This window comes from Desulfobulbus oligotrophicus (assembly GCF_016446285.1).
GTDB classification, from domain to species: Bacteria; Desulfobacterota; Desulfobulbia; order Desulfobulbales; family Desulfobulbaceae; genus Desulfobulbus; species Desulfobulbus oligotrophicus.
Genome location: NZ_CP054140.1, coordinates 1412894 through 1439115 on the forward strand (window position 1 = coordinate 1412894; position 26222 = coordinate 1439115).

The 26222-nt window shown below is 49.9% G+C and carries 26 protein-coding genes; 18 read left to right on the forward strand and 8 right to left on the reverse strand.

Annotation, left to right across the window (positions count from 1 at the left end; translation table 11 throughout):
• Positions 1 to 40: 40 nt before the first annotated feature.
• Positions 41 to 232 (reverse strand): 30S ribosomal protein S21, encoded by a 192-nt coding sequence (gene rpsU / locus HP555_RS06315; protein ID WP_408639845.1) that lies wholly within the window; start codon positions 230 to 232, stop codon positions 41 to 43.
• A 311-nt stretch (positions 233 to 543) separates the two neighbouring features.
• On the opposite strand from rpsU, the gene HP555_RS06320 reads away from it, so the two are divergent.
• Positions 544 to 1488 carry a D-alanine--D-alanine ligase family protein gene (locus HP555_RS06320; protein WP_199264329.1) on the forward strand — a complete coding sequence of 315 codons (945 nt, stop codon included), beginning with the start codon at positions 544 to 546 and terminating at the stop codon, positions 1486 to 1488.
• Between the two features lie 42 nt (positions 1489 to 1530).
• Here HP555_RS06320 and serS read toward each other — a convergent pair whose 3' ends face one another.
• Positions 1531 to 2802 (reverse strand): serine--tRNA ligase, encoded by a 1272-nt coding sequence (gene serS, locus HP555_RS06325; protein WP_199264330.1) that lies wholly within the window; start codon positions 2800 to 2802, stop codon positions 1531 to 1533.
• 187 nt (positions 2803 to 2989) lie between these two features.
• On the opposite strand from serS, the gene tatC reads away from it, so the two are divergent.
• Complete coding sequence (tatC, locus tag HP555_RS06330; RefSeq protein WP_199264331.1) at positions 2990 to 3718, forward strand: twin-arginine translocase subunit TatC; 729 nt, start codon at positions 2990 to 2992, stop codon at positions 3716 to 3718.
• Positions 3719 to 3747: 29 nt separating this feature from the next.
• On the opposite strand, the gene HP555_RS06335 is transcribed toward tatC, so the two are convergent.
• On the reverse strand, positions 3748 to 4161 hold the full coding sequence (locus tag HP555_RS06335) for a DUF523 domain-containing protein (RefSeq protein WP_233249270.1): 414 nt from the start codon (positions 4159 to 4161) through the stop codon (positions 3748 to 3750).
• Between the two features lie 39 nt (positions 4162 to 4200).
• Here HP555_RS06335 and HP555_RS06340 point away from each other — a divergent pair, with 39 nt between their 5' ends.
• Together HP555_RS06340 and HP555_RS06345 are read left to right on the forward strand one after the other, a co-directional pair.
• The gene (locus tag HP555_RS06340) at positions 4201 to 4527 is read left to right on the forward strand and encodes an FtsB family cell division protein (RefSeq protein WP_199264332.1); all 327 of its coding nucleotides are present in this window, start codon (positions 4201 to 4203) and stop codon (positions 4525 to 4527) included.
• A 25-nt stretch (positions 4528 to 4552) separates the two neighbouring features.
• Positions 4553 to 5416, forward strand: a complete 864-nt coding sequence (locus HP555_RS06345) for a uracil-DNA glycosylase (RefSeq protein ID WP_199264333.1) — start codon at positions 4553 to 4555, stop codon at positions 5414 to 5416.
• Positions 5417 to 5449: 33 nt separating this feature from the next.
• Here the strand turns inward: HP555_RS06345 and HP555_RS06350 are convergent, their stop codons facing one another.
• Positions 5450 to 5644, reverse strand: a complete 195-nt coding sequence (locus tag HP555_RS06350; protein ID WP_199264334.1) for a hypothetical protein — start codon at positions 5642 to 5644, stop codon at positions 5450 to 5452.
• 485 nt (positions 5645 to 6129) lie between these two features.
• Between HP555_RS06350 and HP555_RS06355 the strand changes: the two genes are divergently transcribed.
• Positions 6130 to 7581, forward strand: a complete 1452-nt coding sequence (locus HP555_RS06355; protein ID WP_199264335.1) for a DNA integrity scanning protein DisA nucleotide-binding domain protein — start codon at positions 6130 to 6132, stop codon at positions 7579 to 7581.
• A 26-nt stretch (positions 7582 to 7607) separates the two neighbouring features.
• Here the strand turns inward: HP555_RS06355 and HP555_RS06360 are convergent, their stop codons facing one another.
• Positions 7608 to 8336, reverse strand: coding sequence for a hypothetical protein (locus tag HP555_RS06360; protein WP_199264336.1), 729 nt, complete (start codon positions 8334 to 8336; stop codon positions 7608 to 7610).
• A gap of 213 nt (positions 8337 to 8549) precedes the next feature.
• Here HP555_RS06360 and dnaG point away from each other — a divergent pair, with 213 nt between their 5' ends.
• The 12 genes from dnaG (at position 8550) to HP555_RS06415 (ending at position 21554) form a co-directional block, all read left to right on the forward strand.
• Entirely contained in the window at positions 8550 to 10328 is a 1779-nt protein-coding gene (gene dnaG, locus HP555_RS06365; RefSeq protein ID WP_199264337.1) for a DNA primase, read from the forward strand.
• A 218-nt stretch (positions 10329 to 10546) separates the two neighbouring features.
• A complete protein-coding gene (locus HP555_RS06370) occupies positions 10547 to 11941 on the forward strand; it encodes a sigma-70 family RNA polymerase sigma factor (RefSeq protein WP_233249271.1) in 1395 nt (464 codons plus the stop codon).
• On the forward strand, positions 11905 to 12141 hold the full coding sequence (locus tag HP555_RS14075; RefSeq protein WP_233249272.1) for a sigma-70 family RNA polymerase sigma factor: 237 nt from the start codon (positions 11905 to 11907) through the stop codon (positions 12139 to 12141). Before HP555_RS06370 ends, HP555_RS14075 begins: the two co-directional genes overlap by 37 nt.
• A 10-nt stretch (positions 12142 to 12151) precedes the next feature.
• On the forward strand, positions 12152 to 13285 hold the full coding sequence (gene dprA, locus HP555_RS06375) for a DNA-processing protein DprA (protein WP_199264338.1): 1134 nt from the start codon (positions 12152 to 12154) through the stop codon (positions 13283 to 13285).
• Positions 13286 to 13382: 97 nt separating this feature from the next.
• Entirely contained in the window at positions 13383 to 14063 is a 681-nt protein-coding gene (gene rpe, locus HP555_RS06380; protein WP_199264339.1) for a ribulose-phosphate 3-epimerase, read from the forward strand.
• On the forward strand, positions 14060 to 15652 hold the full coding sequence (locus HP555_RS06385) for a glucose-6-phosphate isomerase (protein ID WP_199264340.1): 1593 nt from the start codon (positions 14060 to 14062) through the stop codon (positions 15650 to 15652). The genes rpe and HP555_RS06385 overlap by 4 nt, the downstream gene beginning before the upstream one ends.
• A 220-nt stretch (positions 15653 to 15872) precedes the next feature.
• Positions 15873 to 17162: a dissimilatory-type sulfite reductase subunit alpha gene (dsrA, locus tag HP555_RS06390; protein WP_199264341.1), complete on the forward strand. Its 1290-nt coding sequence runs from the start codon at positions 15873 to 15875 to the stop codon at positions 17160 to 17162.
• A 50-nt stretch (positions 17163 to 17212) separates the two neighbouring features.
• Entirely contained in the window at positions 17213 to 18355 is a 1143-nt protein-coding gene (gene dsrB, locus HP555_RS06395; protein WP_199264342.1) for a dissimilatory-type sulfite reductase subunit beta, read from the forward strand.
• A 78-nt stretch (positions 18356 to 18433) separates the two neighbouring features.
• Complete coding sequence (locus HP555_RS06400) at positions 18434 to 18664, forward strand: dissimilatory sulfite reductase D family protein (protein WP_199264343.1); 231 nt, start codon at positions 18434 to 18436, stop codon at positions 18662 to 18664.
• Between the two features lie 88 nt (positions 18665 to 18752).
• Positions 18753 to 19493, forward strand: a complete 741-nt coding sequence (locus tag HP555_RS06405; RefSeq protein WP_199264344.1) for a biotin--[acetyl-CoA-carboxylase] ligase — start codon at positions 18753 to 18755, stop codon at positions 19491 to 19493.
• 83 nt (positions 19494 to 19576) lie between these two features.
• Positions 19577 to 20593 (forward strand): YhdH/YhfP family quinone oxidoreductase, encoded by a 1017-nt coding sequence (locus tag HP555_RS06410; protein WP_199264345.1) that lies wholly within the window; start codon positions 19577 to 19579, stop codon positions 20591 to 20593.
• Positions 20583 to 21554 carry a KpsF/GutQ family sugar-phosphate isomerase gene (locus HP555_RS06415; RefSeq protein WP_199264346.1) on the forward strand — a complete coding sequence of 324 codons (972 nt, stop codon included), beginning with the start codon at positions 20583 to 20585 and terminating at the stop codon, positions 21552 to 21554. Before HP555_RS06410 ends, HP555_RS06415 begins: the two co-directional genes overlap by 11 nt.
• A gap of 36 nt (positions 21555 to 21590) precedes the next feature.
• On the opposite strand, the gene HP555_RS06420 is transcribed toward HP555_RS06415, so the two are convergent.
• Positions 21591 to 23963, reverse strand: a complete 2373-nt coding sequence (locus HP555_RS06420; protein ID WP_199264347.1) for a ubiquitin-conjugating enzyme E2 — start codon at positions 23961 to 23963, stop codon at positions 21591 to 21593.
• Positions 23964 to 24237: 274 nt separating this feature from the next.
• Here HP555_RS06420 and HP555_RS06425 point away from each other — a divergent pair, with 274 nt between their 5' ends.
• Entirely contained in the window at positions 24238 to 24870 is a 633-nt protein-coding gene (locus tag HP555_RS06425) for a DUF4388 domain-containing protein (protein ID WP_199264348.1), read from the forward strand.
• 8 nt (positions 24871 to 24878) lie between these two features.
• On the opposite strand, the gene HP555_RS06430 is transcribed toward HP555_RS06425, so the two are convergent.
• On the reverse strand, positions 24879 to 25526 hold the full coding sequence (locus HP555_RS06430) for an HAD family hydrolase (RefSeq protein ID WP_199264349.1): 648 nt from the start codon (positions 25524 to 25526) through the stop codon (positions 24879 to 24881).
• Positions 25527 to 25553: 27 nt separating this feature from the next.
• Positions 25554 to 26213 carry an HD domain-containing protein gene (locus HP555_RS06435; RefSeq protein ID WP_199264350.1) on the reverse strand — a complete coding sequence of 220 codons (660 nt, stop codon included), beginning with the start codon at positions 26211 to 26213 and terminating at the stop codon, positions 25554 to 25556.
• Positions 26214 to 26222 lie beyond the last annotated feature (9 nt).

The following is a 26222-nucleotide window of genomic DNA, read 5'->3' on the forward strand; positions in this document are numbered from 1 at the left end:
GAAAAGAAATAACCCCAGTGTATGTACTGGGGTTATTAGCTTAAGATCGATTTCTCAAGCGGTTGAACTTTCGAAGTTTTCGCAGGGCTTCCGCTGCTTTACGGCGTTTCTTTACGCTGGGTTTTTCGTAGTATTCACGCCTTTTCAGCTCACGTTTAATACCGTCGATCTGCAGTTTTTTCTTTAACTGCCTGATCGCGTATTCAAGGTCACCTCTGACTTCTACTTCGATCATCGTGCATCACTTCCTTTGGTATGTGGCCATGGCCATTAATAAGAATATTGCATTAAAAGACATAATTTTATCTGGGTATTTACGATTTGTCAATCTAAACAATTGATACGGCAACTGTTTTCAGTGTTCCTTGTGTCATCAAGGACAAATTGTCATGAAACTGAGGAGCTGCAGGTGGCAGAATGTCCAGGTTCACGGTCAGTGCAGCGCCGGCTGTCCTTTTGATTGTTTTTCTTGATCACGATGGTACCATGGTGCATCTTTTGTGAAACCAAGAGTGAATGTTCATTAAGCAATGGGAGTAAAGCATGGCACAGATTCGATTGGCGTTGATCGCTGGAGGAACATCTGCTGAACGTGACGTTTCGCTTCGTGGAGCTGCTGGTGTGGAAAAGGCCCTGGATCCTCAGAAATATAAGGTTGTCCGTTACGATCCGGCCACTGACCTTGCTCGCATAGCTCAGGATGCCGCTTCCATCGACGTTGCCTTTTTGCTTCTGCATGGTATCAACGGAGAAGATGGTACGATTCAGGGATTTCTTGATCTGCTGGGTGTCCCCTATCAGGGGGCAGGCGTACTGGGGAGTGCCCTGGCCATGGATAAGAATTTGGCCAAAGTCCTGTATCAGCTCAACGGGTTGCCGGTGGCGCCTTGGATCATGCTGGAGTCCGGTGACCTGGATGATCCCGGCCGGATTATAGCTGAGGTTGGGCTTCCCTGCGTGGTAAAGCCAGTGCGACAGGGATCTTCCGTGGGGATGTCGATTGTCAGGGATGTGGAGAATCTTTCGGCAGCGTTGCGCTTAGCCCTGGAGCATGACAATGAAGTCATGGTTGAGAAATATGTGCAAGGTCGCGAGTTAACGGTGGGAGTGCTTGGTACAACCGATGTGCAGGCCCTGCCGCTGGTTGAAATTATTCCCTCGGCTCAGTATGAGTTTTTTAACTATGAGGCCAAATATAAACCAGGAGCCAGCACAGAGATCTGTCCGGCCGAGGTGAGTGACAAGATACGGCAAAAAGCTCAGGACTATGCGGTACGCGCCCACCGTGCTCTGCACCTGCGCTGTTACAGTCGCACCGACATGATTCTTGCTGGTGATGAACTCTACCTGTTGGAGACAAATACAATTCCGGGTATGACGCCCACCAGTCTTCTGCCTCAGGCTGCCGCGGCTGCCGGTTATTCTTTCAGTGATCTGCTGGATCGTTTAATCGAGCTTGCCCTGGAACCTCCGGCTAAACCGGTGTGATCAACTGCATGCGGGTTGTTCTGAGTGTATCTGCATCTGGCATCAGAAACGTTGCGTAAAGTAAGGTTCCAGCGCCGGGGGGAGGCGGACCGTGCCGTCCGGATTCTGGTAGTTCTCCAGGATAGCCAGCAGAGTACGGCCCACCGCCAAGCCGGAACCATTCAACGTATGAACCAGCCGGCTTTTCTTTTCTCCTTTGGGCCGATATCGGATGCCTGCCCGACGGGCTTGAAAATCGAGAAAATTAGAGCAGGAAGATATTTCACGATAGCAGTTTTGTCCGGGTAACCAGACTTCAATGTCATAGGTTTTAGCTGCAGAGAATCCCAGATCACCTGTACAGAGAGTGACAACACGGTACGGTAGTTCCAACAGCTGCAGGACAGCTTCAGCGTCGGCAAGTAACTGCTCCAGTTCATGCCAGGATTGCTCGGGTGTGGTGAACTTGACCAGTTCCACCTTTTCAAACTGATGCTGACGAATCAGGCCGCGGGTGTCTTTGCCGTACGAGCCGGCTTCTGAACGAAAACAGGGCGTATAGGCAGTGTATTTGAGTGGCAGGTCGGCTTCGTCAAGCGTTGTATCGGCATGGATGTTGGTGACCGGTACCTCGGCCGTCGGGATCAGCCAGAGATCCCAACCGTCCAGTTTGAACAGATCTTCCTGGAATTTCGGCAGCTGACCTGTGCCGGTCATGGTTTTGGTGTTCACCATGAACGGAGGGAGAACTTCGGTGTATCCATGACGTTGGGTGTGGAGATCGAGGAAGAGGTTGATCAGAGCCCGTGACAGTCTGGAACCGAAGCCCCTGAGCAGTGCAAAACGGGCACCGGCAAGTTTGGCGGCAGTTTCAAAATCAAGAATACCAAGCAGTTCACCGATTTCCCAGTGTGGCCGTGGTGGGAAAGAAAAGGTTGGTATGGTTCCCCATCGTTTGATTTCGAGATTATCCTGCTCACTCTTCCCCGGAGGCACGGTGTCATCGCAGAGGTTGGGGATGGACAGAACAAGAGCCTGGAGCTCCTCTTCGATCTGCACAAGGCTGGTGTCCAGTTCTTTGATGTGGTCGGACACTGCACGCATCTCAACGATCATGGCTTCAGCCTGAAGGTGATCACCCGACTGCTTCAGAGAGGCGATGGTTTTTGAAACCGTGTTGCGGCGGTTTTTGAGCGCTTCTACTTCGGCAAGGGCGGCGAGTCGACGTTGATCTGTGAGCATAAACTGGTCGATGAGCTGGGGATCAACGCCTCTCAACATACTTTTTTGACGGACCAGATCCAGATGTTCTCTAACAAAACGTAATTCTAACATGATGTGTTGCAGGTATGGGGAATATGAGGAAGTAAAACACCGACCTGTTTCAGAACACGCCGATGTGAACGGTTTTTATCATGGCGTCAAGGGAAACGCAACGGGTATTCATTTGCGTTTATTCTTCTGTTTTGCTACGTATTTGCGGGTTTTGTGCTTATGAACAGTCAGGATACATTTTCAGACCATGACAGGATCACTTAAATCATTTGCCCTTGTTCTGCTCGAGTTGCGTCGTTTTGTCAAGCTGCTGGCCGGAACGATTGCCATGACGACCCTGGTTTTTTTCTTTGTTTCCAGTCGTCTGTTAACAGGGGCTCAAGACTTTCTCGGTCAGAAATTATATTTTTTCTCCGTTGCCGGACCCTTTCTTGCGCATGTTAACGTTGCCTTTTTTGGGGCGCTCTATGTGCTTATGCCGTTGTGTATGTATGTGTTGTGGAAAGCCGTCAGCAGACCATTTAAAATTTCAAAAAAACAGCTGTTCTGGTTTGTGGCTACCACCTGTGTTCTCTTTTATGGGGGGACGATATTCTGTACAGCTGTGACCCTACCCTTTGGCATTCAGTTTCTCCTCAGCTATCAATCAGAAGAGCTGCTCGCCTATATTTCAGTCGGTCATTTTGTCAAGTTTGTTATCCTGTTTATTTTTGCATTCGGCCTCATCTTCGAATTACCGGTATTCATGCTTTTTACCGCCCAGGTCGGTATGATCGGCCGTGCTACATATGAAAAATACAGGCGGTATGCCGTGCTGGTGATTGCGATCCTTGCAGCAGTGCTCACCCCGACTCCGGATGTTGTCAATATGGCTCTCATGGGTGTACCGCTTTATTTTCTTTATGAATCCGGTATTCTTTTGATCCGCCTGGCCGGGGCTGAGAAAAAAGAAACGAACGTTAGGCCGAAGCAGTGAGAATGTTTATGTATTTTGGTGTACTGTGTCTAAAAAGGGATAATCTGTATACCGCGGCTTTGAAGCAAGGCAGCGGTTACACCGATGACAGGCGCGTATCCGCACGATGGGCTGCCTGATTTAAAGAAACAAAGACGGATACCCTGTGCCTGAGCAATGGCCAGGGTCATAAAGGCGCCACGCAGAAAGGCGTCTGTGCGGTCGACGCGGTGCTGATCAACGACACGGCAGATTCCGGCAAGAACGTCATGGCCGTCACCGTTTATCAGGTTTGCGGGAGGACGAGGGGTGGAAAGACCACCTAACTGTTCCGGGCAGACCGGAACCCAGTGATATTTGGCCAGAAGCTGTAAACAACCTGTATGGGTTTTACTCTGACCGTCATATCGGGTACAGAGTCCGGTGAGACAGGCGCTAACCAGACATTTTTCCATCTGTTTCATAATCTTTTTTCACATTTGCGGGTTCGAACGAAAAGTTCCATGGCGTTGCGTAAACAAAAAATCAACAGGCAGCAAAACAAGAAGGTGATCTGGATTCTTGGCGGCATTCTGCTCTTTTTTCTTCTGCTCTGGGTTGTGTTTGCTCCGGGGCGCGGCTTGTTTGCTTACCTGAAGCTGCGTCAGGAGATTGTCAGGTTGACTGAAGAGAACAGGCGACTTGAGATACGTAATGTCGAGTTGTCTGAGGATATCAACCGGTTGCGTACGGATGAGCAGTATCTGGAAGGGGTGGCTCGTCAGAAGTACGGTCTTTTGAAAAAGGATGAAACCGTGTTTGACTTTGCACCGCCAAAGAAAAAAAAATAGGCGTATATCGTCTGATGACATCACTATGAAAGAAAAGCCGCAGGAATATGCCGACACCGAAGACCGGTCAGGAAAAGGCCCGGTACAGACAGTGACAGCAGCTGATGTTGATGTCAACATGCTTGCTGTTGTCGCAAAGGGGCTTCGCGACACACTGCGCTATCACCAGCTCATGGGGATCGAAACCTACCCCCTTTCCCCTGCTCTCAGACAACTGCACGACCCCGGCAAACAGTCGAGGAGGGGGACTGACAAGGGGATCGGTACCCCTGATCGGGTAAAGATCCCACCAGTGGTTGCCTCAGGTCCGGAGAAAAGCGAAGTTGATACCCGGTTGCATCTTTTGCAAAAGGAGCTGGAAGCATGCCGGCTCTGTTCGCTGTCGGGTTCGCGTCAGGGTATCGTCCCCGGCAGAGGACAGGCAGGGGCGTCTTTGTGTGTAGTCGGCGATTACTCATTGCAGGAAGGTTCCTTTTCCGAGGCGACTCTCTTTAGTGCTGATGAAGATATCATGCTGTGGAACATGATGAAGGCCATTGGACTGACTCCGGGTGCAGTGTATGTGACCAATGTGCTGAAATGCTGTCCCAACACGTCTGTACAACCATCCGAGCAGAATCTGTTGCTCTGCCGTCAGCATCTGTTCCAGGAGATCGCAATGGTTCAGCCGAAGGTCCTGTGTGCCATGGGAGAACAGGCGGCTCATGCCCTGATTGACACCAAAGCATCACTTTTTGGTTTGCGTGGACGATTGCATTCCTATCGGAACGATCGATCGATACAGGTCATGGTCACATTGCATCCACGATTGCTTCTGAAAAATGCTTCCCTGAAAAAAGCGGCCTGGCAGGATCTGCAGATGGTGAGTCGTCTGCTGCAGACGATGTGAGAGCTGTATCGATCTCGTTGGGGTTGTGAAAAATCAGGATCTGGTTTTACCGGTAACAAACAGCTCAAAAAGTTTCTCAAAGACAAACGGGATTGCCGATGCCTGAGCATTTGCAGAGCCGGCGTAGGCCTTGGTAAGATCAAAGGCGCGTTCAAAGGCATCTTCATAGGCGGATTGTTTTTCGCGTTTTATAATCGTCACAAGTTCCTGGGCGATGTATTCATCCATAAAGATTGCCTGTTTTTTGTAATGGTTCACTCAAGCGCTGTTTCACTTGACTGTCAGCATGTCTGAGAAGAGTCGCCAGGCGGCCGATAGTTCCAGTAGCTATGTATATAGGCGGAAACACTCCCGGCGCCAAGCTCTTTTTTTAGGTTGTGTCTCCTGTCAGGGATGCTGTTGTTTGGGGCAGCGTTGCACCGGCACGCTCAAAAAGGTGTTCTTGTCATCAACCGAAAAATGTGCGTTTTCTTGCGCTGTAGCAGCTCTTGATGTGATGTCATTTTCTTTGGTGTTGCTTGCCAGGAAAAACAGATGGGCCGTGGCCCTGACTCACCGTACATCTCTCTTATCCCTGACCGGCAACAGTACCGCATCTTAAACCCAGAGTGAGGATGGACAGGCTCACGGGTACTTTGCTTGCAAACGGTGACAATTCACGATATGTAAAGATGCATTGTACGTCACAGCAAGCCAATAACGGTCGTTTTCAGATGCCCCTTTCTACTCTTCAACATCACTCTTCGTTTGTTCGCCGTTGTGTGAGCGATATCCTCAATGGGCTCAGTGACGGCCTGACACACTTCTCCGGAGTGAGCCGGGCAGCGTTGATCTTTGCCCTCAGCCCTGAAAGCCCGATGATGATCTGTGATCCGCAGAATCTGCTCAAGGGGCATGAGCCTATTTTTAAAAGTCTGTATATTGACAACCAGCGATGGAGGATCAACGAAAAGCTCCAGTACTGTCGCAGTCGTTTTGCCGAGATATTACCGGTCAAGGATCCTGGTTTGGCGGGTTTGCTGAGTAATGGAGGACACTCGCGAGCTGTTTTTTTTCAGCAATGGTTTACTGAACATCATCCTGACATGTGCTCCATCGGACCGACCGAGTGCTGGCTTGAACATGCGGTATGGCGCTTATCCCACGATCTCGCCAACGATGCGGAGTTGTATACTGGGATTTCCGGTTATTTCCTCAAGGAATATGCGACGCACGCCGTGCGTGACTACATCATAGACCAGATGAACATGCAGCTCGGCTGGGACAGTTTAATGCGGGTTTATCCGATTCTGGATGCAGTGCTGATGATTTCAGGCACTCAGGAGGAGGGATCGTGGCCTGAAGGCAAGCTGTTGTTTGTTGATTCGAGTATGCACGACCAACTGCATTTTCTGGTGCGGTTCCAAAAGCAGTCACAGCCGCGGTTGGTTAATTTTAAACATGTGCGCAAGCTTCTTCTTACCGTGGAACGATCGACACGGCACCTGGTGAGTGATGGCCGGGCGATTTTGGGTATCTGTGACAGCACGTTACCGGCTTTTTCTCTGTGCGCGGATTTTCAGGGTCGACGGGGTTTTTTCAGGGTGAACAGGGCAAAGGTGTGCAGTTTTGCCGATGGACGATTTACGTCAACGACCTATCAGGGCAAACTGGTCCAGCTGGAAGAGGTGCTGCTGGAGACGAATTTAGAACGTGCCGACAGCTTTTTCATGTTTAAAATTGTGGCCAGTCTGGTGCACCATGCACAGAGACAGAAGCATGGCTGCACCATTGTCATTGATCTCAATGAACAGCCGATCGAAATTTCCGGGCAAAATCTTGTGCCTCCGCTTGATCTGCGCAAACCGCTCATCTTAAAGCTGGCCAGATCTTTAGTGAAGGTGGACGGCGCTCTTCACATCGGAGCAGACATGCATCTTCATGGCTTTGCCTGTCTTCTGGATGGCCGCTCTTTTGCCGGTGAAGATCTGGCCAGGGGGGCGCGTTATAATTCAGCCTTACGTTTTACAGCAGAGCACCCGAACATTATTATTGTTGTGGTGTCCTCGGATCGGCCGGTCTCGATTATACACCAGGGCATGGATGTTCAAGGTGTTTGCACCTGGCACCAGCAGGGAGGATGCTTTTACCGGATTGATCATCTTGATACGTGGGTCGGTATCTAGTTTGGGGCTGCTCCTCAAGAGTGTGCCTATGTACTGTAGCTGCTCACTTCCGGTTTTCCCTGGGTATTGTATGCCGTATCAACCAACTCCTGCAGCTGTTTTCGGACCGTCTTCGTTGCCGGGAGAGCGGGGAGATCAGGAAGGAGATTGTCCGCTGGTATCGGAGCGCGGATGCGCATTTTTTCTGCAAAGTGATCATCTCGTAAAGGGGAGATATCCCCGGCCATTCCCCCTGCCCCCTGCACAGAACCACTGTCCAGTCTACGCAGAAAACCCATCATGGTGCCGAGATCATTGTGCCGATGGAAATCTTCGATTTCTTTGTTTATTGCTTTGCCCTCCTCGATAAGCTGCTTCAGCCGGCTGTTATATGAGGTCACCCCGGCACTTAATCGTGTGTAAATATCAAAAAAAAGGTTGTGGAACCGGGAACGGCGGGTGAACCCGTGGATGGTCAACCCCTTGAACAGACGCTGGCGAATGGTCGGTGAGTGGAGTAAATAGGGATCAAGAAAGACCTGATCGCGCAACCCGGTTAACTGAAAAAAGGCATGAATAAGTGACTCACTGCCAAGAAGGATGTACAGGCGGATCAGGTCGAACCCGACATCGTTTTCCAGTTGCCGATAAGCGTTCTGTACATGCTGATTATACTGTTTGCTGTCATCTTCGATCATCTTCCGGAAGCCGAAGTATCGGTCCGCAATCTCCTTTTTGATCTCCAGGGAGAGCATGTCCTCCATGTCACGAATCATAAGAGACCTCTTGCTGCAGGCTGAATGGATGAGGGCGTGTTGTCATTATTGACGTTGCTGTATACCGTGGGGAGAGCTACGGTTACTCCAGAAGTTCGTAATTGTACATGATAACGGGAAAGAATGCATATATGAATAAAGCGGTCGCCGGCATTGAAGAGTCATGCGCATCTGCCTGTTGAGGCAGGTGTACTGTAGAGGTGAGAAAGGTTTATGAGCGAGTCGCCCTTTGGGGATCAGATAAAAAACTCTGTGAAAGAGGCTGCCGATATTGTCGAGGTTGTCGGCGAAGTTGTGGCGCTGAGGCGTTCTGCCAGCCGGTGGGTAGGGTTGTGTCCTTTTCACAGTGAAAAAACGCCGTCGTTTTCAGTTAACCCCCAGGGACAATTTTTTCATTGTTTTGGCTGTGGTGAGCACGGGGATGTCTTTTCCTTTGTGATGAAATATCATCATATGGAATTTCCGGAGGCCTTAAAGGTTCTGGCGCAGAAATACGGTATACCTGTGCCTGAGCGTCAGCTGTCTGCTGCTCAGCGAAAACAACTGCAGAAACGCGAGCAGCTGTACGAGGCCAATGAGGCTGCCGCCCTGTTGTATCAGCATTGTCTGCAGCACTCAAAGTTCGGTGCCGTAGCCCGGAGCTACCTTGAACAGCGGGGCGTGCCGGCAAAGATTATTGAACACTATCGATTGGGCTGTGCGCCGGATCCTGACCAGGTGGGCTGGAGTTATGCAACTGATCAGTTACGCAACCAGGGCATATCACAGGACAGTCTGAGCAAGGCAGGGCTGTCGGCCGTCAGCAACCGGGGCGGATATTATGACCGGTTCCGATCACGGATCATGTTTCCAATTATAGATATGACCGGTCGGGTTGCAGCTTTTGGCGGCCGTATCCTTGGCGATGGTGCCCCTAAGTACATGAACTCTCCGGAAAGTCCTGTTTTTGATAAAGGACGTTTACTTTTCGGCTTGCATCAGCACCGGGAAACCATACGTCGCCAGCGTCGTGCTTTAATCGTTGAAGGCAACTTTGATTTACTCCTGCTGGCGGCCCACGGCGTTGATTGTGCAGTTGCTCCTTTAGGGACGGCGTTAACCCGTGATCACATCCGTTCTTTGCGTCCATACAGCCTGGAAACTATTCTTCTTTTTGATGCAGACGCTGCCGGTTTGAAAGCAGTCATGCGTTGTATCCCTTATTTTTTGGCGGAACAGGTTGAGGCGCGCGTTGCCCTGTTACCTGCAGGGCATGATCCGGATTCATTTATCCGGGCTGAAGGGTCGGCTGCTGTTATCGACCTGATGGAGAATGCCCGTCCGTTGGCTGAGTTTGCCTTTGACAGGCTGGCAGATGAACATGGGTTGACGCTGGCCGGTAAAAATAAAATCATTGCCGAGTTAAAGCAGCTGCTCAAAGAGGCAACAGATGCTGAACAGCGTGGCTTGATGGCCTCTCATTTCAGTGCAAAGCTGGGGGTCTCGCCGGAGTACTTTATAACGGAAAAGGTGATGGCCAAACGTCCGGCCATGTCCACAGCTGCTGCACAACCGCAGGGGTTGGCAGCCTTGTCGAGAAAGGAAAAACAGTTTGTCGATTTTCTTATTTTGCATCCCCACTCTATCGAAGAATTAGAAAAAGCCGGGCTGGATGTGGTTTTTAAGGATTCAGCGCTCCTTCACTTTGTGCAACTTGTTAAAGATGTCGCCAGGGGGGCGAGTTGCCGGCCTGAAGACGTGCTCGAACAGGTTGTTGAAGAACATGACCGCACTTACATCGTCCGGGTGTTGACTCGGATAGCGCCGTCGGAAAGTGAACAGCCGGACCACGCACGACGAGAGTGTGAAGAGCTGGTCCAATGGCTTCAAAAAAATGCCCGCAAACAAACTGCGGCCTCTCTACAGGAAAAGATCAATCAGGCTGAACGCCTGGGCGATACACATCTGCTGATGGAATTACTTCACCAAAAACAGATTCTGCAGCAAAAATGAAAGTTGAAGATTTAACATGTTGAAAAATGATGGAAATTGAGTAAGTTTAAAAAATTGTATTTTGGATGGAGCTCGCCTCTTCCCGGGGGGATGACAAGTGGGGCTGGTTTCTTGATTTCCATGTGAAGCTGATCGATATGATGTTTTGACTTTCCCTGATCTGGAAAGAATGCGCCGGTAATGCACTGAAACAGTAGAACGTTTTAAGGGAGGGGATAATGAAGGCGGACGACTATCTTTTGGACGATGATCATGATCCTGCCGAAGTCGATGGGGAAGGCCGGGAAAGTTGGCTGCATCCTCAGGAAGAGAGTGACTGGGCTATCCGCCATGGTATTGAACGCCGCTCAGCCTTTGATCGCCGTTTAGGTGATGATCGGCGAGAAAGAGATCGCCGGGGCACAGGGAGCAGCATCGATCCGATGAATATCTACCTGCGCGAGATGGGTAGTCAACGCCTGCTCAGCCACGAAGAAGAGATGGAGCTGGCTCGGATGATCGAAGACGGAGAAACACACATCCAGCGAGCCATACTGCGTCTTACCCTAGGTATCACCGCGCTCAATGATCTGGCTGAAAATCTCCTGCGCGGTAAAGTCCGTATTAACTCTGTGGTCAGGGGACTTTCTGATAATGATGAGAAGGAACTGACCAGAGTGCAGGATGCCCTGCTTGATCAGATAGAAAAGGCCAACGATCTTGATGCCAGACGTCGCGAGCTGTTCCTTGAGTTGAAGCATCACGTGGGTGATACAACGAAAGAGGCTGCCATTGTCGAGGCAATACTTGCTGTGGGCATGGATATTGCCAATTTGTTTCAAGATTACCGGCTTTGCTCCAAGGGATTACTTTCAGTTGCAGATGCGGTTAAAGAGCTGGCCCAGAAGTTCAACAAAGTCAGGATAGTTGCCCGTCAACAGGAGCTTCTGCTGGCTGCGCGCCAGCACCAGATGCAACCCGAGGTTGTCAACGTTGATCCTGCGGAAGTCGAGAGGCGGGTTACCCTTGAGCTTGCCGAAACCATTGGCATCTCCTGGCCGGCGTTTATTGAAACCCAGCAGGAGATTGAAGTGGGGCGGGAAACCGCTAAACAGGCCAAAGATACACTGGTTCGGGCAAATCTTCGGCTTGTCATCTCTGTTTCAAAGAAATTTTTGAACCGTGGCATGCAGTTACCTGACCTTATTCAGGAAGGCAACATCGGGTTGATGAAAGCCGTTGAAAAGTACGATTATCAGCGAGGGTACAAGTTCTCCACCTATGCTACCTGGTGGATCCGCCAGGCAGTGGCCCGTGGTATTGCTGATCAGGGTCGGACTATTCGTCTTCCGGTGCACATGATAGAAACCATCAACAGGCTGCTCCGCTTTTCCAAAGACTTCCAACGGCTCGAAAACAGGGAGCCGACTCCAGAGGAAATGGCCGCCCAATTAGGAACGGATGTGGAGAAGGTACATATAGCTCTCAAAACAGCTAAAGACGCCATCTCTCTCGATGCACCGGTCAGCGACGAGGAGACACCCTGCTCAGTGATTTTGTGGAAAACCATGCGTATCCTGACCCCCAGGAGCATTCGATGTCTGAAAGTCTCAAGCGCTGTCTGTGTAAGGTGATGGGATCGCTGTCCCCGCGTGAAGAAAAGGTGTTGCGCATGCGCTACGGGATTGAACTCGGGTGTGATCACACGTTGGAAGAGGTGGGGCAATGCTTTTCCGTCACCAGAGAACGTATCCGTCAAATTGAAGCCCAGGCGCTGAAAAAATTGCGACATCCGACGAGAAGCGAGGAATTGCAAACGTTCATGATAGATTGAGTTTTTGTCCATGCACCAGGATGTTGAAGACTGGCTGACCTTATCGTTTCTTCCCGGTTTGGGATGCACCCTGATTAACTATCTGGTTGAGCAGTTGGGGACGCCCGGTGATGTTTTTTCCAGGCCGGATCAGGTTGCCTCGTTACCCCGGTACGGGACACGTTTGTCAACGCTGTTGAACAGTAAAAAGCAGCTGCGTGCGGCAAGAACCCGTGCTCAGGAAGAGTTGGAGTTGATCGCGAAAGCTGATGTGCAGCTCCTGGTGCCGCCTTCTCCGCAATATCCTGCTGCCCTGTATGCATTTCCTGATCGCCCGGTGCTGCTGTACTGTCGTGGTAACATCGACGTCTTGCAGCAACGTTCAGTTGCTGTTGTCGGCTCTAGAAATGCCACCGATTATGGAAGACGCGTGGCGATGAAGCTGGCCGGTGATTTGGCCTCTGCAGGGCTTACCGTTGTATCGGGTGCGGCGTATGGAATTGATGCGGCCGCTCATCATAGTGCCCTGGCAGCGACCGGCGCAACCGTTGCTGTTCTGGGCTGTGGACTCGATGTGGTGTATCCCCGGGCCCATGCAGACCTGTTTGGTAAAATTAGTGCACAAGGCCTGTTGCTCAGCGAGTACCCTTTAGGGACACAACCTGAAGGGTTTCGCTTCCCGGCGCGCAATCGGATCATCAGCGGGCTGGTTGAAGGAGTCGTTGTGGTTGAGGCCACTGAAAAGTCGGGATCTTTGATCACTGCCAGGTTGGCCCTGGATCAGGGAAAGGAGGTCTTTGCCGTTCCCGGCCGGATTGATTCACCAAGGAGCGCTGGAACCCACCGCCTGATTCAGCAGGGTGCGCATCTTGTTCACACTGTTGATGATATTTTGCTCGGCCTTTCCTGGAATCAACACAGCGGCACTCCCCGTTCCAACGAACCAGCGGAGGAGGATGACCACGCCGGCAACGCCCTGACTGCTCAAGAGCAGGCTGTCCTTGCCCAGATCGACACCTATCCTCGTGATATCGAGACCATAGCAGACCTCACCGGTCTTTCTTTTGCAGAGTTGCATGGCCTCTTGTTGCAGCTTGAGCTCAAAGGACTGGTCCGCCAGCTCGCAGGACAGCAGTATGAGAGCCTGGAATATACAAACGACTGATCCGCTCACCAAGGTATTGCTCATTTTCCGCAGAGCGCTCCGACAGCCTGTTCTGATACCTGCCGGCTGTATAAAATTTTGATAAACAAGGGAAACCATGCGATCGTTGATGATAGCCCCCTCTATTCTCTCAGCCGACTTTGCCCGGTTGGGTGAAGAGATCAAGGCCGTGGAAATGGCAGGAGCAGATGTTATCCATGTGGATGTCATGGACGGACATTTTGTTCCGAACATCACGATTGGACCACTGGTGGTCCGGGCTGTACGTTCTGTGACCGACCTGCCGATTGACGTTCATTTGATGATAACGGATGCTGATCAGTATATTCATGACTTTATTGATGCCGGAGCCGATTGGGTGACTGTGCACGTTGAAGCCTGTATTCACCTGCACCGTACCCTCACCGCAATTCGAGAACGGGGAAAAAAGGCAGGTGTGGTCCTTAACCCGGCAACCTCTCTCATGACCCTGGAATACGTGTTGACGGAAGTTGATCTCGTTATGCTGATGAGTGTCAATCCAGGATTTGGCGGGCAATCATTTATTGAGACATCACTGGAGAAAACCAGGCGTCTTCGTCAGATGCTTGATGCCGTAAACCCAGCGATCGGTATTGAAGTCGATGGTGGTATCGGTCCTGCAACCATAGCAAAGATGGCGGCTGCAGGTGCTAATATTTTTGTTGCCGGTTCGGCAATTTACGGACAGCCGGATTATCAGGCTGTTATTTCCCAGATGAAACAACTCGCAAGAGATGCCGCAGAAGAGGGGATATGAAAGACTTCACTGCTTTGAGAGCGGTCCATCAGTTACAGGACCTGGCGAAAAGACCATATGACCTGACATCTGATAATGCGTTAACCGTTCAACGTCTTGAAACCTTTAAGACATCGATGTGTGGGTTTGATCTGCTGTATGCAACGCAGCGAGTCGATGAGAACATTCTGAAGGCTTTGCAGGAACTTGCCGATGAGGCAGGGCTGGTTGAAGCGTTGGCGGCAATGCAGACCGGTGCTGTGCTGAACCGGATTGAAGGCTATGCCAGTGAGGATCGTCAGGTGTTACATACGGCGTGTCGGGATATCTTTACCGAGTCACCAATGGCCGGGGACGCGTCTGCCAAGGCGCAGCGTGAACTGGCAAAGCTGCAGTCTTTTCTTGATGAGCTGGCGGATGGAACTGTGGTTAATCAGGCGGGACAGCCCTTTTCAACCATGGTGCAGGTTGGTATCGGTGGTTCAGATCTTGGGCCCAGGGCGATCTGCCTGGCGCTGAAGGCATACAGTCTGCCGGGCCGTTCTGCACAGTTTATTGCCAATGTTGATCCTGATGACGCGGCCGAGGTGTTGCAGGAGTTGGACCTGTCGACAACTTTGTTCAATATTGTGTCAAAAAGCGGAACCACCTTGGAGACCTTGACCAATGAACAGCTGATTCGCGATTCCCTGATAAAGGCCGGTCTTGACCCGGCACATCATGTGTTGGCAGTAACCGGTGAGGGAAGCCCCATGGATGATCCCAGCCGTTATTTACGATCCTTTTACATGGAAGACTATATTGGCGGCCGTTACTCTGCCACTTCAATGGTTGGTGTTGTCACATTAGGGTTTGTACTGGGTTTTGCAGCAGTTATGGAGTTCCTGAAAGGAGCGCACGAAGTGGACCGCGCTGCCCTGCAACCTGCTGTTCGCTCGAACATTCCACTGCTGCTCGCTCTGTTGGGGATCTGGAATCATAATTTTCTTGGGTATCCCACGGTGGCAATCTTGCCGTACAGCCAGGCACTGTCACGTTTCCCGGCACATCTGCAACAGTGCGACATGGAGAGTAATGGTAAATCTGTCACCCGGCAAGGGAGAGAGGTCGCTTGGAAAACCGGTCCCGTGGTCTGGGGAGAACCCGGGACCAACGGGCAACATGCCTTTTACCAGTTGATCCATCAGGGAACAGAGGTGGTACCGGTTGAATTTATCGGCTTTCGTCAGAGCCGATACGGTGTGGATGTCATGATCGAAGGCACCTCTTCACAACAGAAGCTGGTGGCAAATATGCTTGCCCAGTCTTTGGCTCTGGCAATGGGTAAGGACGACGAAAATCCAGCCCGGCGTTTTCAGGGAAATCGACCGAATTCAGTGTTGCTGGCGGATCGGTTAACGCCGAGATCGATGGGGAGTCTGCTTGCAATGTATGAACATAAAATTGCGTTTCAAGGATTTTGCTGGCACATCAACTCATTTGATCAGGAGGGGGTGCAGTTAGGCAAAGTTCTTGCTCAACAGCTTTTATCGATTCTTACCCAACCAGACAACCAGTATGGAGAAGAGGTGTTGGGGAAACAGATGCTCCGCATAGCCGGTTTGTACTGAATCGCAGTCAGGTATTGCGGGGTTTTATGGCAGAGCAGAAGCCGGTTAATTTTGTTGACAAAGATGTGGCGGACGTTTATGCTCTGTGTTCTGAATGACCATTCAATATGGTGTTGTGCGTTCCTGCCTTTAATGACGTGCTTTTTTGACGTGTAGTTACTGTTCAGGCCGCTTGAGTGGGCAGGTACTTTTAATCACATACTCTCTAGGAGGAACCCTGATGGCAAAGCATGAAACGCCTCTATTGGATCAATTGGAATCTGGTCCGTGGCCGAGTTTCGTCACCGATCTTAAAGAGCAGGCTGCCACAAAGCCTGAATGTTGGGACATTCTTGGTCAGCTTGAACTGTCCTACAAGGATCGGATCACCCATTGGAAGCATGGTGGTATTGTAGGTGTTTTCGGGTACGGTGGCGGGATCGTCGGCCGATATTCAGATGTCCCGGAAAAATTTCCTGGTGTAGAGCACTTTCATACTGTTCGTGTTGCTCAACCGTCAGGCATGTACTACACAACCAAAAACCTTCGTGACTTGATGGATCTGTGGGAGAAGTATGGCTCCGGCGTGACCAATATTCACGGCTCCACCGGTGACCTCATTTTCCTTGGAACGCGCACCGAGAATCTCGAGCCGTTGTTCTGGGATCTGACACATGATTTGGGACAGGACCTCGGCGGCTCGGGCTCCAACCTGCGTACCCCCTCTGCTTGTCTTGGTGAGTCTCGTTGCGAATGGTCTCTGTACGATGCTCAGGAGGCCTGTCACCAGCTGACAATGATGTATCAGGATGAAATTCACCGTCCGGCCTTCCCCTATAAGTTTAAATTTAAGTTTTCCGGCTGCCCGAACGACTGTGTTGCCGCGGTTGCTCGTTCCGATTTCTCCGTAATCGGCACCTGGAAGGACAATATCCGGATAGATCAGGCTGCAGTTAAAAAATATATCAACAATGAAGCAGGATATCCGGCCAATGGCGGTGCCCATAAGGGCGGACCGTGGGATGGTAAGTTCGATATCCAGGCGGAAGTTCTTGATCTTTGCCCAACCCGCTGTATGTGGATGGAAGGCGATGAGCTGAAGATTAACGATGCGGAATGTACCCGTTGCATGCACTGTATTAACGTCATGCCACGAGCTCTTCGCCCCGGTGTACAGAAAGGTGCCTCCATTCTTATCGGCGCTAAAGCACCGATTCTAGACGGTGCCCAGTTCTCCACCTTGATTATTCCATTTGTTGAGGTGAGTGCAGAAGACGATTTCCAGGGCCTTGTTGATGTTATTGAAAAGGTATGGGACTGGTGGATGGAAGTTGGTAAAAACCGTGAGCGGGTCGGTGAGACCATGCAGCGCGTCGGATTGCCGACCTTCCTGAGAGTTATGGAGATAGATCCTTTGCCGCAGCATGTGCGAGAGCCGCGTTCAAACCCGTATATCTTCTGGAGAGAAGAAGAGGTGCCCGGTGGTTGGGAACGTGACATTGTAGAATTTAGAAAGCGTCATGCTGCCTAAGCTCCGTAAAGAATATCCTTAACGCAATCACTTTATGAGGAGATAAGATAATGGGTTACGATCCGAAAAATCCTATGGAAGGCCGGATTACCGACTTAGGGCCGCGCTATTACGGTGATTTTTTGCCACCGGTTATTAAAGAGAACAAAGGTAAATGGCTCTATCATGAGATCTTGGAGCCGGGCGTACTTGTGCATGTTTCTGAGACCGGAGCAAAGGTGTTCACCGTTCGTTGTGGCTCAGCCCGTCTTTTGACTGTGAACCGTGTCCGTCTGTACTGCGACATCGCTGATCAACATTGTGACGGCTACGTCCGTTTCACGACTCGCAACAACGTTGAGTTCATGGTTGCCAGTGAAGAGAAGCTGGAAGCACTGAAGGCCACCCTGCTCAAACATAAAAATGTTCTGCCGATCGGCGGCACAGGCGCCTGTGTGACCAACATCGTTCATACTCAGGGCTGGGTCCACTGTCATACCCCGGCAACCGATGCATCCGGACCGGTTAAAGCAGTTATGGACGACCTGTTCGAGTACTTTGGATCCATGGTTTTGCCGGCACAGGTCCGTATCGCGTTGGCCTGCTGCCTCAACATGTGTGGTGCTGTCCATGCTTCTGACATCGCGATTCTTGGTATTCACCGCAAGCCACCGATGATTGACCACGATCGTATTACCGGTGTTTGTGAGATTCCACTTGCTGTTGCCTCCTGTCCTCTGGGCGCAATAAAGCCTGCAAAGGCGACCAACTCGGCAGGCGAGGAAGTGAAGTCAGTTGCAGTCAATAACGAGCGCTGTATGTTCTGCGGTAACTGTTATACAATGTGTCCGGCTATGCCACTGGCAGACCCGGATGGTGACGGCATCGCCATTCTGGTGGGTGGTAAAGTTTCCAATACCAGATCAGCACCTAAGTTCTCCAAGCTGGTGGTCCCGTTCTTGCCGAACACAACTCCACGATGGCCGGAGGTTGTCGCCTGTGTACGACAGATCCTTGTGGCCTATGCTAAGGATGCGAAGAAGTATGAGCGACTTGGTGAGTGGGCGGAACGAATCGGCTGGGAGAAGTTTTTTGAGAAGGCAGGAATCCCCTTTACTGATAAATCGGTCGATGACTATCGACTGGCGTACGACACGTGGCGTACAACTTCACAGTTTAAGTACACCAGCCATACTGCAGCCTACACCGAGTAACGAGGTTAATGTGATGATCGGCCCTGGGATGAACAGGGCCGATCATTTTTGATTTTTTACTATGACGAGGAGCATGTTATGGCACTAAGCATAGAAGAGCTGAAAAAAGCCATCATTGAAAAGGCGAAGAAATCTCCCAAAGCGCAGCTGTACATTAAGGATTTCTACGCATGTGATCCTGATACCAAACCCAGAGACATCAAAAAAGTCGCCAATGCACTGGTCACCGAAGGTGAACTGATGTTCTGGTCATCCGGTTCGACGACCATGTATGCACGTCCAGACCGCATTCAGAACGAAGAAAAATAGATCTTTTCAACTGAAAGGTTGAAAGCAGAGACCATTTGTTGGATCTCTGCTTTTTTTTTTCTGCAGAGTAAGACAGCAGTTAACTTGCATGATCCATTTTCAGACGCACACTGACTCAACAAATCGAATAGCCAGAGAGATGGTCGCTGCTGGTGCTCCGGCCAGGACGGTGGTTGTCGCCGGCAGTCAGTCAGCTGGACGCGGTCAGTATGGCAGGGCCTTCAACTCACCTCCTGGGGGATTGTACTTCTCAAGTATAGTCGAGCCGCCCCTTCCTGTCATAAAGATACCCTTGGTTACACTTGCTACAGGAGTGGCTTGCCGTCGCGTCCTTCATGACAGTTTTGATATTCAGCCAATGCTTAAATGGCCGAACGATTTGTTTCTTTCTACAAAGAAGGTGGCAGGTATTCTATGTGAAAGTATCAGTAGGCAGCACCGCGATCCTGCAAGAGTTAAAGTCATTGTTGGTGTTGGCCTGAATGTAAACAGTACAATCGAACAATTTGATCCTGAGATCAGACCTTTAGTTACAACACTGCAAGAGGAGCTGGGCTATCCTGTTGATTTGAAGAATTTACTTCACCAAATCCTCTCTGCCATTGACAAAAGTGTGAAAGATCTTTCGGTAAATCATAGAACTGTTCTTGATGAGTGGCAGAGATATGATATGCTTCTGCATAAACCGGTGAAGTACCTCATAGAAAATGAGCAAATCAAAGGGGTCGGTCACGGGTTAACACCTGAGGGCTATTATCGGATCTGCGACTATGCCGGACAGGAACACACTGTTATCGGCGGTCAACTTCGGCTGGTCAGTCCCCAGTAGTCTTTTTAAGAACCGGATTGGTTTTTTTTCCTGTAAAGACGTCATCCGTATAATCTGATCGAAATACTGCCAAGCAATACGCCATGAATGATAAAAGGTATCGTGCACTTGTTGCCTATGAAGCTGCTGACAACACAATACAACGTCGGATCGAACAGAAAGATATAGACTCTCTGCCTGCAGGTGATGTTCTTATCCGGGTACACTACTCATCATTGAACTACAAGGATGCCCTCTCAGCCAGCGGTAATCGTGGTGTCACAAAACAATATCCACACACACCGGGTATTGATGCTGCAGGAATCGTCGTAACCTCAACTGATCCGGCATGGCAAAAGGGCGATCCGGTTATCTGTACGGGCTATGATTTGGGAATGAACATTGCCGGTGGTTTCGGCCAATACATACGGGTACCCGGCAGTTGGCTGGTTCGCCTCCCGCCCGGTCTCACACTACTGGAGAGTATGCGATTAGGAACAGCCGGATTCACCGCAGCGCAGTGTGTCTGGCATCTTGAACGAAACAACATCACTCCTGATAAAGGTCCAGTCCTGGTCACTGGTGCAAGCGGAGGCGTTGGAACTGTCGCTATTGTATTATTACGGGCCATTGGTTACAAAATTATCGCTGTAACTGGAAAACCCTCCGAGCACGCCTTTCTTACAGGCATTGGTGCCCATACTGTCATGAGTCGTAAAGAATTATTAAAAGATGCTGATAAGCTGCTGTTGCCGACACGCTGGCATGGGGTGGTTGATACTGTTGGCGGTGCTTTTCTTGCTGCAGCCATTAAGGGCACAGCCTTTGATGGCGTCGTAACCTGTTGTGGTAATGCGTCCTCCAGTGAGTTGGCGCTTTCAGTGTACCCGTTTATACTGCGGGGTGTTCATTTGATCGGTGTCTATTCAGCTAACTGCCCAATGGAAAGGCGAGTACGCATCTGGGAGAAATTAGCGGGAGAATGGAAAATTGACCGACTGGACACCATCAGTCGTCTGGTCAGTCTTGATCATCTTGAGGTTGAAATGAAGGCCATGCTTGCTGGAAAAGGGAAAGGACGCTGTGTCGTCGATTTAGGAGGAGCTGAGGATGTCTCTTGAGTTGGCAAAAGAAGTGATTGCAATAGAAGCTGAGGGGCTTCTTACTGTTCGTGATCGACTTGGTCATGAATTTGAAGTGGCAGTTGATATTATGATGAACTGTCCAAGTAGAGTCGTGGTCACTGGAATTGGAAAATCGGGCATTATCGGTCAAAAGGTGGCGGCAACCCTTAACTCTACAGGAACGTCTGCGATATTCCTGCATCCGGTTGAGGCTCTGCATGGGGATTTAGGCATGGTGACGTCTACGGATGTTGTCCTTGCTCTTTCGTACTCAGGGGAAACAGCCGAACTTAATCGTTTGTTGGGTAGTCTGAAGGAGCGTCGGATTAAAATTATCGCTCTCTGCGGTAACATTCAGTCAACTCTTGCTCAGCATGCAGAGGTGACCTTGAATGTTGCTGTACCCCGTGAGGCCTGTTCCCTTGGTTTAGCACCAACAACTTCAACAACAGCAACCCTGGCTCTGGGTGATGCCCTGGCAGTTGCCCTGTTGAATCGGAAACAGTTTCGAGCCGAGGACTTTCGACGGAATCACCCTGGAGGCAGTTTGGGGGAACGGTTGAAAGTTGCAGTTCGGGAGGTGATGCTGACTGGAGTGCAGGTGCCGGTCATCACAGATGACCAATCAGTATCAGATGCGGTGTTTGAATTAAACAGAAAGAACCTGGGGGCGGTAATGATTCAGGATGCAGCAAACAAGCTGGTGGGAATCATTACGGATGGAGATATCCGGCGGACGCTCTCCGTTCACAAAAATCTGCAGGAAGTTCATCTGACAGAGGTGATGACAAAAAATCCGGTGGCCATCGGTGGCTCACTTATGGCTGCTGATGCATTGAGCATCATGCAGCAACGCGAAATCACCGTCTTGGCAGTCACATCTGAACAGGGCTGTCTGGAAGGTATTTTGCACCTGCATAACCTGCTGGGTAAAGGAGAATTTAGATTTTTGATTTAATCAAAGTCTGTATCTTCGATGTTCAGAGGCATGCCTTCAATCATGGTAAATTGACCAACGACCTGAGCTCGTGTCGAATTGATAGTGCAACTCCAGTTTAGAGGTACTCCCCTGACTGCGTTCCAGACAGGTAAGGTTGAAAATAAGACTGTTCCCGATTTTTTTTGAAAACGTTGCCTTCGGCTGTGAGAGCTTTGACCCTTTAAATGTGGGATAGTTAGCGCGGAAAATAGTCTCAAAATGTTCTTCCAGCCAGGCTATTTTTTCATTTTGTAAGGCAATTTGTTGAGATTTTGCGATTTTTTCGTTTATTTTTTGGCCCACAATTTTCACGGTGGGATCTGACTGGTAGTTACTCGTCCGTATCAGCCTGAGAATTTCTCTGCTGTGTGTTAAAGCCGTATGCATATCACCCTTGTTTTCAGCAACAACAACTGCTTCCTGTAACTGTGCTATTTTAACGAGAAGCAGGGTCTTCTCAATTTTTCCTAAGGACTCCTCCTCCATATTTGTTGCAGAGTCCGGCTCAGTCGCCAGAAGATTGAGAGCATTTTGATATTCCTCTATGGCGGCCGGCCAGTTTTTCTGTTGATAGGCTTCTCTTGCGGTGGACAAGGTGAGATAAAGACGGGAGTTGATGAGGAGCCTGTGTAAATCCTGCCGTTCTTTTTCAGTCACTACAGTCGGGTTAACTGTTATAACCTGTTGAGCCTGCTCGAGGTATCGAATAGTTTCTTTCCATTGAGATTGGGTAAATGCCTTTTTTGATTGATCCAGCTCATGCCGAAAGGTGGCTGCTGTCATTCTGTTGGTTATGTCGCTGGTACTGCCCAGTGTTTGAATGTTACCGGATATGGTCAACGCGTTTCGATACGCTGCCGCTGCTTCATCCCAGTTTTTTTCCCGTTCTGCACGCTCAGCAACTGCCAATGCATACCGCAACTCTAAAGATTGGATAGTTTCATTAAGCATCGACTGCTGTTTCACAAGATTATGCTCAGCAGCAAATTTCATGGCTTGACGGTATAGTGTCAGCGACTCCAACAGCTTGTTCTGCCCGACAAATATCTGGGCTTGATCGGTCATGATGTTGAGTTCTTCCTGTGCCGATGCCAGTCCTGCCGGGATATACTCGCCTTGATAAAAGACTCGTCCCCGCAAACCCTCTTGAAGATGCTGGGATGCAATGAGCTCTGAGATGACTTTTTCCTGAGCACTTTTCTTAAAACGAAGAATGGTCAAGTTCGACAAAACACTTCGGGCGGTTTCCAGATTTTCTAAGGCTGCATCAAACTGTTTCTTATCTATAAGCAGTTGTCCTTTAAGCAGTTGGGCTTGAGATTCGCTCAACAGATCCTGATCGTTAAAGTAGAGAGAGATAGCCCCTATGAGCAGCCCCAGAAATCCGATACTGATGAGAATCGGTTTTATCGGGAGAGAAGATATCTTTGCAAAAGGCTTCCCGGTCGACAGCGGGCGGCGCTGCAGAGGAGTCGAAGCTGCTGGGTCTCTCGCTGTCTGCAACCGTTCAGTTTTTTTTGCGCTGATTCCATCGATTTCGGCCACTTGAAACGATTGCTGAATCCGTGTTCGCAAGGTGTCAACTTCAGGGGCATCAGGTGCAATGGTCAGTAAGTTGTCAATGACTTCAAGTGCCTCTTCGTATTTTCCTACATCTTCAAGCTGCTCAGCCAGTTTAAAGAGTTGATCAGTTTTTCTAAGAGTTCTGCTGATCTCCTGTTGTAACTCTTCGCGGTCAGGGAAATCGATGTTGTCAGGTATTTCGGCCAGGAGTTTGTTGGCCGTAAAAATTTTGTGACTATCAATAAGGTCCCGAATCTGTTGGAGGTCATCCGGCGTAACAGGCTTGACCGGTTCGAGGAAATCATCACTTTCAAGGCCAAGTGCAGCAAAGGTGTCTTCAGTCAGGGAGTCGAGGGGAGCCCCTGTCTCTTCAATATCAGCAATGCTGATGGTGTCAAGGGGGAGCTGGTCACTGTGACGTGTATACCATTCTGCCGCTTCCTGGTTAAAAGGGTCGTTAAGGTTATAGACATTGCCGCAGATCATTTCTCCTATATGGAGAATAAGATCCGGAAGTGACGGATTTTGCTGCCAGTAGTCTGCCAGGCGAATGGCTGCGGGATCAAAATCAGGATGGAAGATCGGGGTCAGTGGCTTGGCAATGGGTGCAAAATGAGGGTAACCAAAGGGCAGGCTAAGACGTATCCTGTGTTTTTCACCAATACTGATCGAATGCTCATTTTCTCTGATATACCCGCGCAGAGTATACTCAATCTCATAATTGTCAGGAGGCTGGCCTGTCGTTCCTACCAGGACTATATGAGGGTACAGTTCCAGTAGTTCTCTGAGTTGCGTATATTCGTCGGCAAGTTGTTGTGAACCCATCACCATAAAAGTAACCTACCTGGTAGAAGCTGTTGTGCGGGTTTCCGATCTTAAACGAGGCAGAATGATCAGGAGCGACCTTTTTTTGTGTGGTACTGCAACAGTCATAGTTTTTTAATAATTGTAAAGTATTTCGGCGTTTGAAACAAGTCAGCGTTGCCTCCAATGCATGAAAAAGTCTTTGGATGGCGGAATGCAAAAGATTGTTTGAGTGCAGGAAAAGAGATGTGTACACTAATTACAGGATTAAGAAAATTGAGACTGTACACACTCCATGAAAACATTCAACACCGCATTTGAAATCACCCACGTTCAGAACTGTCCATTATACATGCAGGATGACTGTTTTGTCCTGACTGACAAGGCAGTGGAATTACCATTGGGACGAGCCTCCTGCCTGATCCTGGTACGAGAACTGACAGGGGTACTCTTCACCTTGATTCCGGATGCGGACCAGTGTTTTGCTAAACATCACAGGACGATTTTTACGTGCGGCGGATGCACCGGGTTGATCAAGTTCAGACTGACCGAGAAACCTGTCATCAGAAATAACAATAAAGATGTGCCGGCTTTTTCAGAAAATCCCCAGTCAGTTATCAGCGGCCGGATTGAGGCGATCCACCCGGCTGAGCTGCTGCAGGTCTTTCATATGCATCAGAAAACCGGTCGTCTTGTCCTCGAATTTGCAAACGGCTCTGCACGGGTAACCTTCAGAGAAGGCGGCTTATTGGCGGCACGTTTTGAAGATTTTGATAATCAGGAGGCGATTTATGCAATGCTGGCTGAAAAGAAGGGAACGTTTCATTTTATTCCCGGTCTGCCGGATGCACTGATGCAGACACGGGAAATCGGTGATTTTATGATGATCCTCATGGAAGGTTTACGGCGTCTTGATGAGGAAGCGTAAAGATATGCCTAATCCTTTGTACAACAGGACGTATTATTTTGAAAAGGCGGCAGCTTCAGGATACTTAAGAAATCATCCACATGATACTGGGCAGTCAACCGCTTGTTTTTGAAGGCAATCAGTTCAACACCACTACCGGCACAGTGCTCCTGGTCAACTTCCGAATCTCCAATGTAGATAGCATGTTTTGGTTCCACTTGAAAATGGTCCAGTATCATGTACAGACCGTCGGGAGCGGGTTTTGGACGTGGCGCTGTCAGTGCGGTGACCACCATGTCAAACCATGGGCGGAGAGCGAAGGTGTCAAGAATCGTATCCATGGTATCGGTGCGATTTGTTGAAATAGCTGTCTTATACCGCACCTTGACCTGTTGAAGAAAGGGCAGCAGATCCGGTTCCATGGTCATATGGCGAAGAAACTGCCTGTAGTCGAGATTTTGACGATACGACTCAATGGTGGCGGGAGGGATATGTGTATGCTTCCGGAATATATGCGCTACGGAATGACGGACATTGTGAATATGAACGTACTGTAGTTCTTCTTCATCCATCTGTGGACAGTCAAAAGCATGCAGAAGGTGGTTGTAGTAGTGGCGGTTTGCCTCAAGAGAGTTAAACATAACGCCGTCACAGTCAAAGATAACAAGTTGTAGCATCGTCTTTAGGAGCGAAGAGGAGAAGGGTTACAGGTTAGTGACTTCCCGGGTAAGTTGTTCGAAAAAGGTGTGCATGAACGCATGCCGCTGCTCAGCCATCTTACGTCCTGCTGAGGTGAGCATCTGTTTGCGGATAGCGGACATTTTGACCACAAATTCACGGTAGGCCGTGTCATCAAGTGAATACGGCAAGGTTGCAAAAGGATCAACTTCAGGGTTATGAAGACGGGCACCGATCTGGCCGGCAAAGAGAAACGCTCTGCCGATCCCGATGGCGCCAATGGAATCCAGTTTATCAGCATCAAAGAGAATTTTTGCTTCCAAGCTCTGCGGTTGCTTGTTGTCACGGTATCTGTGCGTTCGGATACAGTGACAGATCGCTTCGATTGCCACTGGAGTATACCCAAGCTTGTCAAGCAGTGGTGCTGCAAGTTCAGCACCGCGCTGAGCATGGCATATCTGTCCGAAACTCTGACTTTCGTCCTTACGGCCGATATCATGAAGCAGGGCCGCCGGAACGAGAACGTCCAGCCGTCCTCCCATCAGCCGGCCGATGGTGGTAGCGTTGTGCAGGACGCGCAGGCTGTGATCAGGACCATGTGCTCCACCCTCCGCCTCACAGTAAACACGACTGATCGATTTGAGTTGCTCAAGGAGAGCTGGATTGTCGGCGATACTGCTCATCATGCGAAAAGA

Excerpts from the sequence above, each read along its gene's own strand:
- HP555_RS06320 (WP_199264329.1), top strand. The coding sequence starts at position 544 with ATGGCACAGATTCGATTGGCGTTGATCGCTGGAGGAACATCTGCTGAA.
- serS (WP_199264330.1), bottom strand. The coding sequence starts at position 2,802 with ATGTTAGAATTACGTTTTGTTAGAGAACATCTGGATCTGGTCCGTCAA.
- tatC (WP_199264331.1), top strand. The coding sequence starts at position 2,990 with ATGACAGGATCACTTAAATCATTTGCCCTTGTTCTGCTCGAGTTGCGT.
- HP555_RS06335 (WP_233249270.1), bottom strand. The coding sequence starts at position 4,161 with ATGAAACAGATGGAAAAATGTCTGGTTAGCGCCTGTCTCACCGGACTC.
- HP555_RS06340 (WP_199264332.1), top strand. The coding sequence starts at position 4,201 with ATGGCGTTGCGTAAACAAAAAATCAACAGGCAGCAAAACAAGAAGGTG.
- HP555_RS06345 (WP_199264333.1), top strand. The coding sequence starts at position 4,553 with ATGAAAGAAAAGCCGCAGGAATATGCCGACACCGAAGACCGGTCAGGA.
- HP555_RS06350 (WP_199264334.1), bottom strand. The coding sequence starts at position 5,644 with ATGGATGAATACATCGCCCAGGAACTTGTGACGATTATAAAACGCGAA.
- HP555_RS06355 (WP_199264335.1), top strand. The coding sequence starts at position 6,130 with ATGCCCCTTTCTACTCTTCAACATCACTCTTCGTTTGTTCGCCGTTGT.
- HP555_RS06360 (WP_199264336.1), bottom strand. The coding sequence starts at position 8,336 with ATGATTCGTGACATGGAGGACATGCTCTCCCTGGAGATCAAAAAGGAG.
- dnaG (WP_199264337.1), top strand. The coding sequence starts at position 8,550 with ATGAGCGAGTCGCCCTTTGGGGATCAGATAAAAAACTCTGTGAAAGAG.
- HP555_RS06370 (WP_233249271.1), top strand. The coding sequence starts at position 10,547 with ATGAAGGCGGACGACTATCTTTTGGACGATGATCATGATCCTGCCGAA.
- HP555_RS14075 (WP_233249272.1), top strand. The coding sequence starts at position 11,905 with ATGTCTGAAAGTCTCAAGCGCTGTCTGTGTAAGGTGATGGGATCGCTG.
- dprA (WP_199264338.1), top strand. The coding sequence starts at position 12,152 with ATGCACCAGGATGTTGAAGACTGGCTGACCTTATCGTTTCTTCCCGGT.
- rpe (WP_199264339.1), top strand. The coding sequence starts at position 13,383 with ATGCGATCGTTGATGATAGCCCCCTCTATTCTCTCAGCCGACTTTGCC.
- HP555_RS06385 (WP_199264340.1), top strand. The coding sequence starts at position 14,060 with ATGAAAGACTTCACTGCTTTGAGAGCGGTCCATCAGTTACAGGACCTG.
- dsrA (WP_199264341.1), top strand. The coding sequence starts at position 15,873 with ATGGCAAAGCATGAAACGCCTCTATTGGATCAATTGGAATCTGGTCCG.
- dsrB (WP_199264342.1), top strand. The coding sequence starts at position 17,213 with ATGGGTTACGATCCGAAAAATCCTATGGAAGGCCGGATTACCGACTTA.
- HP555_RS06400 (WP_199264343.1), top strand. The coding sequence starts at position 18,434 with ATGGCACTAAGCATAGAAGAGCTGAAAAAAGCCATCATTGAAAAGGCG.
- HP555_RS06405 (WP_199264344.1), top strand. The coding sequence starts at position 18,753 with ATGATCCATTTTCAGACGCACACTGACTCAACAAATCGAATAGCCAGA.
- HP555_RS06410 (WP_199264345.1), top strand. The coding sequence starts at position 19,577 with ATGAATGATAAAAGGTATCGTGCACTTGTTGCCTATGAAGCTGCTGAC.
- HP555_RS06415 (WP_199264346.1), top strand. The coding sequence starts at position 20,583 with ATGTCTCTTGAGTTGGCAAAAGAAGTGATTGCAATAGAAGCTGAGGGG.
- HP555_RS06420 (WP_199264347.1), bottom strand. The coding sequence starts at position 23,963 with ATGGGTTCACAACAACTTGCCGACGAATATACGCAACTCAGAGAACTA.
- HP555_RS06425 (WP_199264348.1), top strand. The coding sequence starts at position 24,238 with ATGAAAACATTCAACACCGCATTTGAAATCACCCACGTTCAGAACTGT.
- HP555_RS06430 (WP_199264349.1), bottom strand. The coding sequence starts at position 25,526 with ATGCTACAACTTGTTATCTTTGACTGTGACGGCGTTATGTTTAACTCT.
- HP555_RS06435 (WP_199264350.1), bottom strand. The coding sequence starts at position 26,213 with ATGATGAGCAGTATCGCCGACAATCCAGCTCTCCTTGAGCAACTCAAA.